At 62.5% G+C, this 15,580-nt stretch carries 15 protein-coding genes; 9 read left to right on the top strand and 6 right to left on the bottom strand.

Going from position 1 to position 15,580, the window contains the following annotated elements:
* Positions 1-222: 222 nt before the first annotated feature.
* The 8 genes from C8348_RS14160 (at position 223) to C8348_RS14125 (ending at position 7,343) form a co-directional block, all read left to right on the top strand.
* On the top strand, positions 223-1,191 hold the full coding sequence (locus tag C8348_RS14160; protein ID WP_106753990.1) for a choline ABC transporter substrate-binding protein: 969 nt from the start codon (positions 223-225) through the stop codon (positions 1,189-1,191).
* 88 nt (positions 1,192-1,279) lie between these two features.
* Positions 1,280-2,125, top strand: a complete 846-nt coding sequence (choW, locus tag C8348_RS14155) for a choline ABC transporter permease subunit (RefSeq protein ID WP_106753989.1) — start codon at positions 1,280-1,282, stop codon at positions 2,123-2,125.
* Positions 2,125-3,147 carry a choline ABC transporter ATP-binding protein gene (gene choV, locus C8348_RS14150; protein ID WP_106753988.1) on the top strand — a complete coding sequence of 341 codons (1,023 nt, stop codon included), beginning with the start codon at positions 2,125-2,127 and terminating at the stop codon, positions 3,145-3,147. Before choW ends, choV begins: the two co-directional genes overlap by 1 nt.
* A gap of 73 nt (positions 3,148-3,220) precedes the next feature.
* A complete protein-coding gene (locus tag C8348_RS14145) occupies positions 3,221-4,399 on the top strand; it encodes a BaiN/RdsA family NAD(P)/FAD-dependent oxidoreductase (protein WP_106753987.1) in 1,179 nt (392 codons plus the stop codon).
* Between the two features lie 128 nt (positions 4,400-4,527).
* Complete coding sequence (locus C8348_RS14140; protein WP_106753986.1) at positions 4,528-5,649, top strand: LacI family DNA-binding transcriptional regulator; 1,122 nt, start codon at positions 4,528-4,530, stop codon at positions 5,647-5,649.
* 102 nt (positions 5,650-5,751) lie between these two features.
* The gene (locus tag C8348_RS14135) at positions 5,752-6,207 is read left to right on the top strand and encodes an Rrf2 family transcriptional regulator (RefSeq protein ID WP_106753985.1); all 456 of its coding nucleotides are present in this window, start codon (positions 5,752-5,754) and stop codon (positions 6,205-6,207) included.
* A 489-nt stretch (positions 6,208-6,696) separates the two neighbouring features.
* Entirely contained in the window at positions 6,697-6,891 is a 195-nt protein-coding gene (hemP, locus tag C8348_RS14130; protein ID WP_106753984.1) for a hemin uptake protein HemP, read from the top strand.
* Positions 6,892-6,992: 101 nt separating this feature from the next.
* A complete protein-coding gene (locus C8348_RS14125) occupies positions 6,993-7,343 on the top strand; it encodes a DMT family protein (RefSeq protein WP_106753983.1) in 351 nt (116 codons plus the stop codon).
* A gap of 73 nt (positions 7,344-7,416) precedes the next feature.
* Here the strand turns inward: C8348_RS14125 and C8348_RS14120 are convergent, their stop codons facing one another.
* The 6 genes from C8348_RS14120 to kynB all read right to left on the bottom strand — a co-directional run bounded on the left by C8348_RS14120 (position 7,417) and on the right by kynB (position 12,877).
* On the bottom strand, positions 7,417-8,622 hold the full coding sequence (locus C8348_RS14120) for an ABC transporter substrate-binding protein (protein ID WP_106753982.1): 1,206 nt from the start codon (positions 8,620-8,622) through the stop codon (positions 7,417-7,419).
* Between the two features lie 149 nt (positions 8,623-8,771).
* Positions 8,772-9,755 carry a branched-chain amino acid ABC transporter permease gene (locus C8348_RS14115; RefSeq protein WP_106753981.1) on the bottom strand — a complete coding sequence of 328 codons (984 nt, stop codon included), beginning with the start codon at positions 9,753-9,755 and terminating at the stop codon, positions 8,772-8,774.
* Positions 9,756-9,768: 13 nt separating this feature from the next.
* Positions 9,769-10,641 carry a branched-chain amino acid ABC transporter permease gene (locus C8348_RS14110; protein ID WP_106753980.1) on the bottom strand — a complete coding sequence of 291 codons (873 nt, stop codon included), beginning with the start codon at positions 10,639-10,641 and terminating at the stop codon, positions 9,769-9,771.
* A 12-nt stretch (positions 10,642-10,653) separates the two neighbouring features.
* Positions 10,654-11,361, bottom strand: a complete 708-nt coding sequence (locus C8348_RS14105) for an ABC transporter ATP-binding protein (RefSeq protein WP_106753979.1) — start codon at positions 11,359-11,361, stop codon at positions 10,654-10,656.
* A complete protein-coding gene (locus C8348_RS14100) occupies positions 11,358-12,128 on the bottom strand; it encodes an ABC transporter ATP-binding protein (protein WP_106754066.1) in 771 nt (256 codons plus the stop codon). Before C8348_RS14100 ends, C8348_RS14105 begins: the two co-directional genes overlap by 4 nt.
* A 107-nt stretch (positions 12,129-12,235) precedes the next feature.
* Positions 12,236-12,877 carry an arylformamidase gene (gene kynB / locus C8348_RS14095; RefSeq protein WP_106753978.1) on the bottom strand — a complete coding sequence of 214 codons (642 nt, stop codon included), beginning with the start codon at positions 12,875-12,877 and terminating at the stop codon, positions 12,236-12,238.
* A 613-nt stretch (positions 12,878-13,490) separates the two neighbouring features.
* On the opposite strand from kynB, the gene C8348_RS14090 reads away from it, so the two are divergent.
* Positions 13,491-15,575 carry a putative bifunctional diguanylate cyclase/phosphodiesterase gene (locus tag C8348_RS14090; RefSeq protein ID WP_106753977.1) on the top strand — a complete coding sequence of 695 codons (2,085 nt, stop codon included), beginning with the start codon at positions 13,491-13,493 and terminating at the stop codon, positions 15,573-15,575.
* Positions 15,576-15,580: the final 5 nt, after the last annotated feature.

Here is a 15,580-nt window from a genome sequence, read left to right as displayed (position 1 = left end):
TCCTAGATGATTATTTTTAATTGAACGATCAATCAATCAAAACTTGCCAAAGCCAACAGTCAATGGTTCATTAAGTCTCACCAGAGGGGCAAACCTGCCGCAAAGACGGCTAAATCAATCGGTTGCCCATTGTTTGAGATGTCCGTCCGGGGTTCATTGGGACTGAACACCGGCGAACGACCCCGTGTACCGGGGCGCCATACAAGAGCGGGAGACAACCGGATGAAGCGCGTATTCACTTCCATCACCGGCGCAGCCTTGGCCCTGGCCATGACGGGCGCCATGGGACTGGCGACTGCAACACACGCCCAGGCCGCCGAGCCGGACAGCTGCAAGACCGTGCGGTTCTCCGATGTCGGCTGGACCGACATCACCGCGACCACCGCCGTCGCCTCCACCATTCTCCTTGCGCTCGGCTACGAGACCAACGTCAAGGTTCTGTCGGTTCCGGTGACCTATGCGTCGCTGAAGAACAAGGACATTGATGTGTTCCTCGGCAACTGGATGCCGACGATGGAAGCCGACATTGCGCCCTATCGCGATGACAAGTCCGTCGAAACCGTGCGGGCAAACCTTGAAGGAGCCAAATACACCCTCGCCGTGCCGAAATACACCTATGACAAGGGCCTCAAGAGCTTCGGCGACATCGCCAAGTTCCAGGAGGAACTTGGCGGCAAGATCTACGGCATCGAGCCCGGCAACGACGGCAATCGCCTCATCCTCGGCATGATTGATGGCGACCAGTTCGGCCTCAAGGGCTTCCAGATCGTGGAATCCTCCGAGCAGGGCATGCTGGCCCAGGTCTCCCGCGCCACCAAGCGCAAGGAAGACGTCGTCTTCCTCGGCTGGGAGCCGCACCCGATGAACTCGAATTTCGAGATCGCCTATCTCGAGGGCGGCGACGACGTGTTCGGCCCCGATCTCGGCGGCGCGACCATCTACACCAATGTCCGCGCGGGCTATCTTGAGGAATGCTCGAATGTCGGCCAGTTCCTGAAAAACCTGAACTTCACTCTGGCGCTCGAAAACGAGATCATGAGCAAGATCCTCGACGGTGGCCAGGATCCGGCCATTGCCGCCCAGAGCTGGCTGTCGGCCAACCCGCAGCTCATCGAAGGCTGGCTCAAGGACGTCAAGACCCGCGACGGCGAGAGCGCCATGGACGCGGTGAAGCTGGCCCTCGGCCTCTGAGACAAGCAGCTTCCGGCTGAACCGGACATGCCGGTTCAGCCGGACCCGCACCTGTGGCGGACCTGACCTCGGCAGGGAGAGGTGACCCTTGGATTTTCTGACGAGCTACAAGCTGCCATTCGGGCAATGGGCCAAGGCCTTCGTCGACTGGCTGACAACCCATGCGTCCTGGTTCTTTGACGGGATTGCCGTCGCCCTCGAGGCCATGATCGGCGCCATACTCTATGTCCTTCAGACACCGGATCCGCTGGTGGTTGTCGGCACCGTGACGGTTCTGGCCTTCGTCGTGCGCCGCAACCTCAGCTTCCCGCTGTTCGTCCTCGGGTCGCTCTTGATCATCATCAACCTGGGCTTCTGGAAAGAGACAACCAACACCCTTGCGCTGGTGCTCGGCGCCTCCACGGTCTGCATGCTTGTCGGTGTGCCGATCGGCGTGCTGGCCGCGCACAAGCCGAAGTTCTACACCGCGCTGCAGCCGGTGCTGGACCTGATGCAGACGATCCCGACCTTCGTCTATCTCATCCCGGCGCTGATCCTGTTCGGCCTCGGCATGGTTCCGGGCCTCATTGCCACGGTCATCTTTGCCCTGCCCGCCCCGATCCGCCTTACCCAGCTCGGCGTCTCCTCGACGCCCACGCAGCTGCTCGAGGCCGGTCACGCCTTTGGCGCCACCCGTTGGCAGCTCCTGTGGAAGATCGAGCTGCCCTATGCCCTGCCGCAGATCATGGCCGGGCTGACGCAGACGATCATGCTGTCCCTGTCGATGGTGGTGATTGCCGCCCTCGTCGGCGCTGACGGCCTCGGCGTTCCGACCCTGCGCGCCCTCAACACCGTGAACATCGGCATGGGCTTTGAAGTCGGCGTCGCCATCGTCCTGATCGCCATCGTGCTGGACCGGTTCTTCCGCCTCAATCGTCCGACGGGAGGCCGCTGATGAGCGATCCGATTGTTTCCTTCCGCAATGTCGACATCGTCTTCGGCTCGAAACCGCACCGGGCGCTGCCGCTGATCGATGCCGGCAAGACCCGGCGCGAGATCCAGGACGAAACCGGCCAGACCTTGGGCGTCGCCGGAGCGACCTTCGACATCATGCCCGGCGAGGTCATCGTGCTGATGGGCCTGTCCGGCTCCGGTAAGTCGACGCTGCTGCGCGCAGTCAACGGGCTCAATCCGGTCATCCGGGGCGAGACGCTCGTGCGCGACGGGGACAGCATGGTCAATCCGGCAACCTGCGGCGAGGAGCGCCTGCGCCGCCTCCGCCGCAGCCGCATCGCCATGGTGTTCCAGCAATTCGCGCTGCTGCCCTGGCGCACCGTTTCCGACAACGTCGGCTTCGGCCTGGAGCTGGCAGGCGTCAGCCTTGCCGAACGCAGCAAGCGCGTCGCTGCCCAGCTCGAACTGGTCGGCCTCGGCGGCTGGGGCAACAAGCAGGTGCACGAACTCTCCGGCGGCATGCAGCAACGCGTCGGCCTTGCCCGTGCCTTTGCCACGGACGCACCGATCCTCCTGATGGACGAGCCCTTCTCCGCGCTGGATCCGCTGATCCGTGACAAGCTGCAGGACGAGCTGATCCAGCTGCAGCAGACCCTGCACCGGACCATCATCTTCGTCAGCCATGATCTCGACGAGGCCGCCAAGATCGGCAGCCGCATCGCCATCATGGAGGGCGGGCGGGTGATCCAGCTGGGCACGCCGCAGGAAATCGTCCGCCGTCCGGCGACGCCTTATGTGGCGGAATTCGTCGCGCACATGAACCCGCTCAACGTGTTGCGCGCCCAGGACATCATGAGCCCGGTTGCCGCATCCGCCACCAGCAGCTCGAACTGCGAGCTGGTGACGCCGCTGCGGCAGGTCATTGCCCTGAAGCGGGCGGTCTCCGGTCCGGTCCTTGTCATCGACAACGGCCGCCCGGTCGGCCAGATCGGCGAGGCGGAACTGCTCGGCTGCATGGGCTGACGCGGCACCGCAGGTGGACCATCGCACGCGAATAGCAGGAGGCAAGTCCGTTGCCTCTTGCTATAAGCCAGCGATGACACGAGTTGACGTCCTGATCCTGGGTGCCGGCGCCGCCGGCCTGATGTGCGCTATTGAGGCCGGCAAGCGCGGTCGGTCCGTGCTCGTCATTGACCATGCCAAGCGCGCAGCGGACAAGATCCGCATTTCCGGCGGCGGCCGCTGCAACTTCACCAACATCCACGCCAGCCCGGCGAACTTCCTGTCACAGAACCCGCGCTTCTGTGTCTCGGCGCTCAAGCGCTATACGCCGGCAGACTTTCTCAAGCTGGTCGACAGCCACCGCATCCCCTGGCACGAGAAGACGCTCGGCCAGCTCTTCTGCGACGACAGTGCGCAGGACATCATCACGATGCTGCTCGCCGAGATGGAGAAGGCCGGCGGCAAGCTGTGGCTGGAGACAGGCTTCACCGACATCAGCAAGCCCGACGACCGCTTTGCCATCGAGACCTCGCGCGGCCGCGTCGAGGCGACGTCGCTGGTGGTTGCCACCGGCGGGCCGTCGATCCCGAAGATGGGTGCCACCGGCATCGGCTATGATATTGCCCGGCGCTTCGGACTGAAGGTCGTGCCGCCCCGTCCCGCGCTTGTGCCCCTGACCTTCTCCGACGCCAACAAGGCCCTGTGCCAGAAGCTCGCTGGCGTGTCGGTGGATGCGGTCGTCCGCTTCAACAAGACATCCTTCCGCGAAGGCCTGCTGTTCACGCATCGTGGCCTGTCCGGGCCGTCAATCCTGCAGATTTCATCCTACTGGCGCGAAGGCCAGCCGATCAGCGTTGATCTTGCTCCCGGCACCGATGTCTTCGCTGCGCTCAAGGAGGCAAAGCAGGCGCAAGGCCGACAGGACATCCGCACCGCCGTCGGCCACATCCTGCCGCGCCGGCTGTCGGAGGAACTCGCCTCCGAATACGGCCTCGGCGGGCGCCTTGCCGATCTCTCCGACAAGGTGCTGCGCCAGACAGCCGACCGGCTCAATTCCTGGTCTTTGCTGCCCGCCGGGACAGAAGGCTATCGCACGGCTGAAGTCACGCTCGGCGGGGTCGATACGGACGAGCTGTCATCGAAAACCATGGCGGCGACCAAGGTTCCCGGCCTCCATTTCATCGGCGAAGTGGTTGATGTGACAGGCCATCTCGGTGGGTTCAACTTCCAGTGGGCCTGGGCCTCTGGCCATGCTGCAGGCTCCAGCCTCTGAGCAGCGCCCCTCATTGGCGGATTTGCAGGCGTTCTCATCAGCCGGCATAGCTTTTTGCATTGCAACAAAATGGCTGACAAACCCGTTGCCTGCGCTATAGTTCGCATGGGGTTTGAGGGCGATAGACCATGCAGCGGATCACCATTCACGATGTGGCGAGAACGGCCGGCGTCAGCCTGGCAACCGTTGACCGGGTCCTGAACCGGCGCCCTGGTGTCCGGGCTGTGACGGTCGAGCGGGTCGAGGCAGCCGTGAAGGCCCTCGGTTACACGCCCGATGTCTTTGCCGCCAATCTTGCCAAGCGCCGGCTCTATCGCCTCACCTTCCTGATCCCGAACGGCCCGAACGCCTTCATGACCGACCTGCGCCAGGAGGCCGAGCGCATTGCCTCGCGCGTTGCCGGCGAGCGGGTCGCCCTTACCGTTCAGGACATTGATGCCTTTGACAGCCATTCCGTCGCCAGCACGCTCGCCCTGCTGGATCGCACCGGCTGTGACGGGGTCGCCGTTGTCGCGCCCTCCTCGCCCGAGGTTCGGGCTGGCATTGACCGGCTGACCCTGCGCGGCGTTCCTGTGGTGACGCTGGTGTCGGATCATCCGGCCTCCGCGCGCGCGCACTTCGTCGGCATCGACAACATGGCCGCCGGCCGCGTTGCAGGGCGCCTTCTTGGCCGCTTCCTCGCCGGCAACCGGCAGGGGCACCGGGCGCGCATCGGCTTCATTGCCGGATCGCTGGGCCTGCGTGACCACGCCGAGCGCCACGGCGGCTGCCTCGAGGTTTTCGAGGAGCTTTATCCGGACTTTGAGCCTGTCCGCGTCCGTGAAGGCCGCGACGACAATGACCGGACCTATGATCTCACCCGAAAGCTGCTGGTCGAGCATCCTGATCTGACCGGCCTCTACAACATGGGTGCCGGCAATCGCGGCGTCATTGCTGCGCTTGAGGAAAGTGGCCGCGCTGGCGAGATCACCTTCATCGCCCATGAGCTGACGCCCTACACGCGGTCTGCGCTGGAGCGCGGCACGATTTCAGCGCTGATCGCGCAGGATCCAGGCCATGAGATCCGCAGTGCCGTGCGGGTGCTGAAGGCGCTTATCGACGGGCAGCCGATCCTTGATGCCCAGGAGCGGATCGGCATCGACATCTTCCTGCCGGAGAACCTGCCGCCGGTCGATGGTGCCCGTAAGGCAGACAAGACCACCACCGTCGATGCTGCCCCGGCTGCCCTGCCACGGCGCAAAGCCGGCTGAATCCGGCGCTGCCACGCCCAATCATCCTGCCAAGGCAAAATTTGAGCCTCAGGCTCACCATGCCCATTGACGCAAGGGCCGGCAGTGGACATATCTAAACCTATGCGCCTTACTCAACAAACCAACTACGCCGTTCGCACGCTGATGTACTGCGCTGCGAATCCTGACCGGCCCAGCAAGGTGGCTGACATCGCCTCCAGCTTTGGCATGTCCGAAACGCATCTGTTCAAGATCATGAAGGTCCTGGTCGATGCGGATCTCATCAAGACCATTCGCGGTCGCAACGGCGGCATCACGCTCGCCCGGCCCGCGGAAAAGATCACGATCGGCGAAGTTGTCCGCGCTGCGGAAGACTCGTTCTATCTGGCCGAGTGCTTCAACTCCGGCCGCAAGGATTGCCCGATCCTGACCACCTGCGGCTTCAACGGCGTGTTGCACGAGGCGCTTGAGGCTTTCATGGACGTGCTGGATCAAAAGACGATCCACGACATCTCCGAAAATCGCCTCGACCTGCGCCAGCTGCTGCATATCGACGAACCGATGGCTGCCGCCAGCTGATCCTGCGCAGCACCGCGCAAGGCCCGACGCCGATCTCCAACCGGCGCAGCCTTCTGACAAGCCCTCTATCGTCATCCCGGACGCAGCGAAGCGGAGATCCGGGACCGGAGAGCCAAGGTCTCTCCGGGGGCGGGAAATCATTGAAAGATGGATATCTGGACTCTCCGGTCCCGGCTCGGCGCTGCGCTTGGCCGGGATGACTTCGGGGAGGCCGAGGGCGTTATGCCGGTTCACACCGGTCACGAATATCGACTAAAAATACCGGGCTGGCTTGCCGTTTGAGGGAGAGGAGAAAACAGCTGGCTTGCCTGGCATTTTGACTGGTGATCAGTCCTGCCTGAGACGCCGGGCCGGAGGACGCGATTTCCGGGGCAGCGCCGTTCAGGCCTTGTCTTGGTACTTTATTCTGAGTATTAGAGTCAAGTTAATTGTTGCGAGCCACTCGCAACTTGGAACGCCTCTAAACTCTTGAAGTACCGGGGAAACCAGATGGCAGACGCCAATCCACGCCAGGCAAAGCTTACCCTTCCTTCCTTGCGCAAGGTCGCAGCGCCGCGCGAGGACAATAGCCAGATGGACAGCGCGACGTTGTTCCGGGGCAATCGTGAAATCCGCATCCGGCACAATGAGGAGACCTACCGGCTGACCATCACCAAACTGGGCAAGCTGATTCTCACCAAGTGACAGGTGCCGAGCCGGCGACAGCAGTTGCTGCCGTCAAGCGAAGCGGCTAGCAGATGGAGACAGGGTGGAGACGTCCACCCGGCTTCCCTGTGGATCCTGCCATGACATCGCTTCCTGTTCCCGTGACAACCATCGGCCTGCTGCTGGCCTCCAACATCTTCATGACCTTCGCGTGGTACGGCCACCTGAAGTTCAAGGGCACCGCCCTGTGGCTGGTCATCCTGGCAAGCTGGGGCATCGCCTTCTTTGAATATTGCCTGCAGGTGCCGGCCAACCGGATCGGCCATGGCTATTTCAGCGCCGCCGAGTTGAAGACCATCCAGGAAGTCCTGACGCTCTCGGTCTTTGCCGTGTTTTCCGTGTTTTATCTTGGCGAACCCATCCGCCTGAACCATCTCATCGGCTTTGCCCTCATCGCCGCCGGTGCCTGGTTCATATTTCAGAAGTGGTGAACCGCCCGGACAAAAAGAAACCGGCGGCCCTTGTGGGACCGCCGGCGTCTGAACCTGCACCGGAGTGGCAGGTTTACTTCATGTCAGCGACTTTTTCGAAGCCGTTGGCGCCGACCTTGAACAGGGCGTAGACGCCCGGAACGTCGCCAGCGGCGTCGAAGTTGTAGGTGCCGGCTGCGCCCTTGTAGACGAACGGCTTGCCTTCAGCGATCAACGCCTTGGCCTTGGCCCATTCGCCCGGCATCACGGCTTCGCCGTCGGTGGCGGAGCTCAGCTCGCGCAGGGCTGCACCGACCTTGGACTTGTCGCCGCCGGCCTTCTCGATGGCCAGAGCCATCAGGAACGTGGCGTCATAGGAGGTGGTCACGAAGACCGCGTCCGGGTCGCCGCCGATGTCCTTGAAGTTCTTGGCAAAGACATCAAGCGAATCGGACTTTTCGCCAACCGGCGCCGAAGCCAGGAAGGTGCCAAGGTTGTTGGCGCCCAGTTCCTTGATCGGAGCATCGGACTTCATGCCGTCCGCGCCGACGTAGTTGGTGAAGAAGCCGTTTTCCAGCGCTTCACGCAGCATGGTCAGGCCGCTGCCATCACCATAGTCGAAGATGACCAGAGTGTCGGAACCGCCCTTGGCGAGTTCTGCCAGGTTCGAGCGATAAGAAGCCTTCTCGCCTTCATGCGCAGCGAAGGTTGTGATCTTGCCGCCGATGGCTTCGAACTCGGACTTGAACGCGTTGGCCAGGCCCGAACCATAGTCATTGTTCAGATAGGCAACGGCAACGCTGTCCATGCCCTGTTCTTTCAGCGAACGGGCCAGGGCGCGGCCCTGATAGTCATCCGAGGGAACGGTCCGGAACACCAGATCGTTGTCCTTCAGGTTGGTGATTTCCGGCGAGGTGCCCGACGGGGTGATCAGCGCGATGCCGGCCGGGATGGCGACGGAGTTGGCAGCTGCAATCACGGCGCCCGAGCAGTGCGGGCCGACGAGGCCGACAACGCCGTCGATGTTGACGGCCTTGGTGGCGGCGTCCGTGCCGTTCTGCGGGTTGCAGGCGCTGTCACCGGTGACCTGCACCAGCTTTTCGCCGTTGCCGATGCCGCCCTGGCCGTTCACTTCGGAAATTGCCAGTTCAGCGGACAGCAGCATGGCCGGCGCCATGGCTGCGATCGGGCCGGTGATGCCACCGAGCAGGCCGATCTTGACGTCAGCCTGAGCGGCCGTGCCGGTGAGTGCGGTGGCCGCCAGGAGCGAACCGGCGAGAGCCAGAACCTTCTTATTCATTTCAAACCTCCACTTCTTGTTCCAGGAGCTATGCGCCCCTCTGAAGCAGGAACCGGTCAAGCCGGGATCCTGCTCGGTGATCGGTCCCCTTGTTGCCGGGGACCTTTTCCTGATGCGGCGTGAGGACCTGCCCCGCCGCACCGAAGCCGTCAATGCCCGTTGCGCGGCGTTGCCTTGGCCGTCGCAGCGGGCGCATTGCGCGCACCGCCCAGCGGTTCGGGCAGGAGACCTTCCGGGCGGTAGCGCAGCACCAGCTGCAGCATCAGCCCGATCAGAAACACACGGATGTATTTCGCCTGAACCGCATATTCATGCGGCAGCCGGTCGGTTGCAATCTCTGAAACGGACCAGATGATCCACACAACCGCCGCCCCGAGGATCGCGCCGCGATTGTTCCCCGATCCGCCAAGGATCAACATGATCCAGACAAGGAAGGTCGCGACCATCGGGTCGATCGCTTCCGGGGTGATCGAGCGGCTGAAATGCGCGAACAGCGCGCCGCCCAGCCCCATCAGGGCCGCCCCGAAGATGAAGGCCTGCAACCGGCGGAAGGCGATGTCCTTGCCCATGGCGGTCGCGGCGACCTCATTGTCTCGCACGGCCCGCATCATCCGGCCCCAGGGCGCGTTATACTGCCGCTCGACCGCCACATAGACAACGGCCAGAACCACGATGACGATGGCCAGATAAGCGATCTGCGACTGCACATAGGGCAGGTCGCCAAAGGGGCGCGGGATGTTGTTGATGCCCTTGGCCCCGTTGGTCAGCACGTCTTCCGACTTGATCACCAGGCGGATGATCTCGGCAATCCCAATCGAGGCAATGGCGAGATAGTCGGAGCGGAAGCGCAGGCAGACCTTGCCGATTGGCCAGGCCACCAGTCCGGCCACCGCCATGGCACCAACCCAGCCGACGAGCGTCGGCAATTCAAAGCCACCGATGCGACCGGCCGCATGCGGGCTAGTCAGGATCGCGGAGGTATAGGCGCCAACGGCGAAGAACCCTGCGATGCCCGCGTTAAAGAGGCCGGAATAGCCCCACTGGATGTTCAGCCCGAGGGCCAGGATGGCATAGATGCCGATGAAGACGCCCATGAAGAGCGCGTAGTTGGCAAGTCCCAGAGCCAGTTCCATCTCTCGCCTCCCCTCAGAGCACCTTGCCGCGCAGCAGACCGGTCGGACGGACCAGCAGCATCACGAGCAGGATGGCAAAGGCCATCGCGGCCTTGTACTCGCTGGGCAGAACCAGCACGGACAGTTCCTCTGCGATGCCGACGATCAGGCCGCCAAGCACGGCGCCCTCGACGCGGCCGACACCGCCCAGGATCGCAGCGGCAAACATCGGCAGCAGCATCGACCAGCCCATCATCGGCTTCAGCTCGGTGTTGAGGCCGAGGAAGACACCAGCCGCCGCGCACAGGCCGCCGGAGATGATCCAGGTCAGCATGACGACCTTGCGGTTGTCTATGCCCGACAGCAGCGCCAGGTTCGGGTTGTCGGACATGGCGCGCATGGCCTTGCCCCATTTGGAGCGGTTCAGGAACAGCTGCAGGGCAACGACCAGTCCGATCATCGCCGCGACGGTGTAGATCTCGCGGTCGCGCAGGCGCAGCCCGAAGTAATCGTCCGGCCTGACCAGGCCACGGGTGTAGGTCTGGGTGTTGACCCCCCAGACGACCTGCACCACCGCCCGGATCATCAGCGCAATGCCGAGCGACGACATTACGGTGATGATCTTCGGCCGCTCGCGGAAGGCGTCATAAAAGACACGGTCGATGCCGACGGCAATACCGGCGGTCAGGACGATCACGAAGGGAAGCACCACCAGCGGCGGCACGCCCAGGAGCTGCACTAGGGCCAATGCGAGAAAGGCGCCCAACGTTGCAAGGTCACCATGCGCCAGATGGGCGTAGCGCAGGATGCCGAAAATCAGCGTGATGCCGACGGCGCCCAGCGCGTAGATCGAACCGATGACGATGCCCGGCACGATGTGGAAGTTGAGAAAATCAATCACGGTCATGGGTCGTCCGCCTCATCCGCCGAGGAACATTTCAGCGACCTCGCGGTTGGCGAGGAGCTCAGCGCCGGTGCCTTCATGGCGATTGCTCCCCGATGCCAGGACATAGGCCCGGTCGGCAAAGGCAAGCGCCTGCTTGGCATGCTGTTCCACCAGCAGGATGGCGACACCGGTGTCGCGCACGTCCCGGCTGATCTGGAAGATCTGTTCCATGTATTTCGGCGAAAGACCGGCCGTCGGTTCGTCCAGAAGCAGAAGCTTGGGATCCAGCATCAGGGCACGGCCCATGGCCACCATCTGGCGCTGGCCACCGGAGAGGTTTCCGGCCAGGGTGCGGCGACGCTCCTTCAGGTCCGGGAACAGGGTATAGATCCGGTCGAAACCGGCGCTGAGGTCGCCCTTGCGCAGGAAGGCGCCCATCTCCAGGTTCTCGTGAATGCTCATTTCACGGAAGATGTTTTCCACCTGCGGCACATAGCAGATGCCGCGCTGGACGATGCGGTTCGGGGCCCAGCCCGTGATGTCGTCGCCATCGAAGCGGATCGAGCCGCCACGGATGGTGAGCAGACCGAACACCGCCTTCATCGCCGTCGACTTGCCGGCACCGTTCGGACCGACGATGACGACGATCTCCTTTTCGTGCACGACCATCGACACGCCCTGCAGGATGTCGGCCTCGCCGTAGCCGCCGACCAGATCCTGCATGTTCAAAAGCACGCTCATGCCGCATCTCCCTGGGTTTCGCCAAGATAGGCCTCAAGCACCCGGGGGTCGGAGCGCACGGTCTGGAAGTCACCAGCGATCAGAACCTTGCCCTCGGCCATGCAGATGACCGGGTCACACAGCTTCTCGATCATTTCCATGTCGTGCTCGATCAGAATGAACGTGTAGCCGCGCTCCTTGTTGAGGATCTGGATCTTCTCCTCGAGCTTGCGCAGCAGCGTGCGATTGACGCCGGCGGCCGGCTCGTCAAGCAGCACCAGCTTGGCGTCGGTCATCATGGTGCGACCGAGTTCCAGAAGTTTCTTCTGGCCGCCGGACAGGTTTCCGGCGCGCACATCGGCCACATGGGTCAGTTCCAGGAACTTCAGCGTTTCCAGAGCACGGGCTTCCACCACACGCTCTGCATCCCGCACCTTGCCCCAGCTCAGCCAGTTGGCCAGCAGCTTCTCGCCGGGCTGGGACGGGGGAACCATCATCAGGTTCTCGAGCACCGTCAGCCGGTGGAACTCGTGCGGGATCTGGAAGGTGCGCACCAGCCCGCGATGAAACAGTTCATTGCCCGGCAGTCCGGTGACATCCTCACCGAGGAAACGGATCTTGCCGGCTGTTGGCGGAAAGGCCCCGGCAATCAGGTTGAAAAGTGTCGTCTTGCCCGCCCCGTTTGGACCGACGAGACCGGTGATCGTGCCCTCCCGGACACTGAAGCTGCATTTGTCGACAGCCCGGAATCCACCGAACTGCTTCACAAGCTGGTCAAGTTCCAGCATCTGTCCATCCCCGCCGCCGGCTCGCACCTGGCGCCCTGTTGTTGTTTTCAGGTTTTTCATCTTGGCTTGCACCCGCTCCCTACGGACACTCCTCCGGTCGTGAGGCTTCAGGCCAACGACCTCAGAATTGCCCGTACAGGCGCAGCATCCAGCCCTTCTAACGGGATGGGCAGCGCAATCAACTCAAATTCACCTTCCGGAACTTTACTTAAGTCAAGATTTTCCAGAATGCGCATGTCGTGGCGAAAAAATGCCATGTGTGAGGGTAGATCCTTGGAAGTTTCTGGATCCACCGATGGCACGTCGACGCCGACCAGGCGGACCCCTGCCGCCGCCAGCAACTCGACCGTTTCAGGGGCAAGCGCGCGGAACCCGGTCGGCCAGACATCCGGATCCAGTCCGTCGGTCAGCCGCAGCAGCACGCGCTGCGGCACCCCTTCGAGGCGACCGGCGAGCGTCTCCGGCCCGACCAGGGCGCTCGCGCCCCGGACATCGATGACCCGCGCCGGACCGACGAAGTCGTCCAGCGGCACCTGGTCGATCGATGCCGCCCCGGCCGCATAATGCAGTGGCGCGTCGGCATGAGCACCACAATGCACCGACATGGTAAAGGCCGTGACGTTCACCGGACATCCCGGTCCCATTGCAAACGTGGTGCGGGCCTCATAGCGCGCATCGCCCGGAAACACGGCAGACGCCGCACGCAAGGGCGGTGTTATATCAATTATGTTGCGCAAGAGACCTCCCATCCCAAGCCGGACACACGGCACATGCGCTGACCACGCACGAAAATGACCGCAGCACGGATAATATATAATTTTACCCCGCTCGCAATGCGAGAATGTCTCCGGGCAAGGATTGATGCGGCAGCCGGCCGGATATTCTTTCCTGACTTACCTTCACAACGCACCGGAAACAGCTTTAAAGCGCAGCAACTGACCACGAACGCGACGTCGTCTGCGCCCCTCATGTACTTTCGCATGAACGAAAATGAGTGCGCGCCCTGATGGCGCAATGAACTGAATCGAACAACACGCCTGCCAACGATATATATATTCCAGACCGGATCGATACAGTTGCATTGTCTAGTCAGATGATCAGAACCACTCAAATTTTTTAAACACTTACAATCTGTTTCACCGAATATTAACTGAGGGCGTTAAGTCTTAAACCACACTTTTTTCGGAAAGTTGATTACGATTGGTGCAATCCATAATTGAGACGTGAGCCCGTTGACACAAGCCCGCAATTGGACAGGGATAGCGAGAAGGCGAGAGGCTGTTGAGGCTTCCCCGCCTGGATCATTGTCCTTCGGCAGGCCCTCTCCCAACGGCATCGCGCTTGATCGCCAGGCAGGATGACATGACGCTCACCGAAGCCGACATCAACTTGATCGACACGATCGACCCCCGCGAGCTGATGGCTCAGGTCGACCGGATCGCAACGGCGATGTGGGTATTCGATTTTGATCGCAAGCGCATCGTCTGGGCCAACCACAGTGCCCTTGATGTCTGGGGGTCGGCCAGCGTGTCAGAGCTGCGCAAGCGGGATCTGGGCGCCGACATGTCCCGTGCCGTCGCAGAGCGCCTTGACCAGTACCGGGCAGATTTCTGCCGCGGGGATGCAACCTTCTCCGAGAACTGGACCATCTATCCGAACGGCATCCCGAAGACGCTTCAGGTGGTATTCCGCGGGCTGCGGCTGCGCGATGGCCGCATGGCGATGCTGTGCGAGGGCACGGTCAATCACGACATCCGGCCGGAGACGCTGCGCAGTGCCGAGGCGCTGCTGCACACACCGGTGATGATCTCGCTGTTTTCCCGCAACGGGGCCCCGCTCTACCGTAACCCCGCTTCGCGCGCTTCCCAGATCGAACCAGACCTGACCCTGCACAACCGACTGGTGGACGCGACCGTGGCCGATGCCCTGACCGGGGCGCTGGACTATGGCTCGGACTGCAAGGTGGTTGCCCAGACCCGCACCAATCGCGGCATCCGCTGGCACGAGATCACCGCGCGGATCTGCCGGGATGCGGTCACCGGCGTCCAGGCGTATCTCGTCAGCGAGATCGACGTCACCGAGTTGAAGGAAACCCAGGACCGGGCGCGTTTCTTTGCCGACCATGACCTTCTGACCGGCCTGCCGAATCGCGTCTTCCTGCAGGCGCACCTGCCGAAGATGATCCAGGGTGCGACCAGCGGCTTGCAGAGCCTCTACCTCTATTTCATCGATCTCAACGGTTTCAAGACCGTCAATGACACACTGGGCCACGCCGTTGGCGACCTTTTGCTGAAGGCCGTGGCCGGGCGCCTGTCCGGCTTCGTGGCCGAACGCGGCACGGTAGCCCGCCTTGGCGGCGACGAGTTCCTTGTCTGCATCCCGGACCGCACCGGCACGCTCAATCCGCAAGAGTTCGGTCGCCAGCTGATCGACCTGTTCCTGGAGCCGATGGACATTGCCGGTCACGTGCTGCACACCAAGCTCGCGGTCGGCCTCAGCATTTGCCCTGACGACGGCACCGACATGGACACCTTGATGCGCCACTGCGACCTGGCGCTGTTCGAGGCCAAGAACGACAAGTCGAGCAAGGTTACGCCGTTCTCGATGGACTTGCGCCAGCGGCTCGAGGAAAAAGTGACGCTCGAGAAGGACCTCTGGCGCGCCCTGGAACGCGACGAGTTCGTTCTCTATTACCAGCCGCGTCTCTGCGTGAAGACCGGTGCCATCGTCTCCGCCGAAGCCCTGATCCGCTGGCAACATCCCGAGCGCGGGTTGCTGGGACCGCTGTCCTTCATTCCGGCCTGCGAGGAAACCGGCATGATCATCGACGTTGGCGAATGGGTCTATCGCAATGTCGCCCGGCAACAGGCCCAGATGCAGGCCGAAGGCATCGACATTTCCCTGTCGATCAACCTGAGCCCGCGCCAGTTTTCCGATCCGGACCTGATCACCAAGATCCTGCGCCTGCCGCTGGACACCGGCTGCAACCCGGAACGGCTTGGTTTCGAGATCACGGAATCCGTCCTGCTCGGCGACAGCGAAATGATCCGCACCGCGCTGCAGCGGATGAAGAACCACGGCTACCAGATCATCATCGATGACTTCGGCACCGGCTATTCCAATCTCGCCTATCTGCAGAAATATCCGATCGACGTGTTGAAGATCGACCAGACCTTCATCCGCGACCTCAAGAATACGGCGCCGATCACACGGCTTATCGTCTCGCTGGGTCAGGTCCTGAACGTGCGGATCGTCGCAGAGGGTGTGGAACTGGGCGAACAGCTCGACTGGCTGGTCGAGAACGGCTGTGACGAGTACCAAGGCTTCTATTTCAGCCGGCCCGTGCCCTATGACGACTTCCTGCGGCTCTATGACACCAATCGCGAACGCCAGGACATGCTGGCGAAGATGCGGGACGGCCAGGGGCTGAGGGTGCTTCGCTCCTGACCGCC

The organism is Pannonibacter carbonis, assembly GCF_003012935.1.
Classification (GTDB): Bacteria; Pseudomonadota; Alphaproteobacteria; order Rhizobiales; family Stappiaceae; genus Pannonibacter; species Pannonibacter carbonis.
The sequence above is the reverse complement of the archived record's forward strand: the minus strand, read 5'-3'. Positions and strand labels throughout refer to the sequence as shown.

Excerpts from the sequence above, each read along its gene's own strand:
- choV (WP_106753988.1), top strand. The coding sequence starts at position 2,125 with ATGAGCGATCCGATTGTTTCCTTCCGCAATGTCGACATCGTCTTCGGC.
- C8348_RS14105 (WP_106753979.1), bottom strand. The coding sequence starts at position 11,361 with ATGAGCGTGCTTTTGAACATGCAGGATCTGGTCGGCGGCTACGGCGAG.
- C8348_RS14110 (WP_106753980.1), bottom strand. The coding sequence starts at position 10,641 with ATGACCGTGATTGATTTTCTCAACTTCCACATCGTGCCGGGCATCGTC.
- C8348_RS14120 (WP_106753982.1), bottom strand. The coding sequence starts at position 8,622 with ATGAATAAGAAGGTTCTGGCTCTCGCCGGTTCGCTCCTGGCGGCCACC.
- C8348_RS14125 (WP_106753983.1), top strand. The coding sequence starts at position 6,993 with ATGACATCGCTTCCTGTTCCCGTGACAACCATCGGCCTGCTGCTGGCC.
- C8348_RS14100 (WP_106754066.1), bottom strand. The coding sequence starts at position 12,128 with ATGCTGGAACTTGACCAGCTTGTGAAGCAGTTCGGTGGATTCCGGGCT.
- C8348_RS14160 (WP_106753990.1), top strand. The coding sequence starts at position 223 with ATGAAGCGCGTATTCACTTCCATCACCGGCGCAGCCTTGGCCCTGGCC.
- C8348_RS14115 (WP_106753981.1), bottom strand. The coding sequence starts at position 9,755 with ATGGAACTGGCTCTGGGACTTGCCAACTACGCGCTCTTCATGGGCGTC.
- C8348_RS14145 (WP_106753987.1), top strand. The coding sequence starts at position 3,221 with ATGACACGAGTTGACGTCCTGATCCTGGGTGCCGGCGCCGCCGGCCTG.
- kynB (WP_106753978.1), bottom strand. The coding sequence starts at position 12,877 with ATGGGAGGTCTCTTGCGCAACATAATTGATATAACACCGCCCTTGCGT.
- hemP (WP_106753984.1), top strand. The coding sequence starts at position 6,697 with ATGGCAGACGCCAATCCACGCCAGGCAAAGCTTACCCTTCCTTCCTTG.
- C8348_RS14140 (WP_106753986.1), top strand. The coding sequence starts at position 4,528 with ATGCAGCGGATCACCATTCACGATGTGGCGAGAACGGCCGGCGTCAGC.
- C8348_RS14090 (WP_106753977.1), top strand. The coding sequence starts at position 13,491 with ATGACGCTCACCGAAGCCGACATCAACTTGATCGACACGATCGACCCC.
- C8348_RS14135 (WP_106753985.1), top strand. The coding sequence starts at position 5,752 with ATGCGCCTTACTCAACAAACCAACTACGCCGTTCGCACGCTGATGTAC.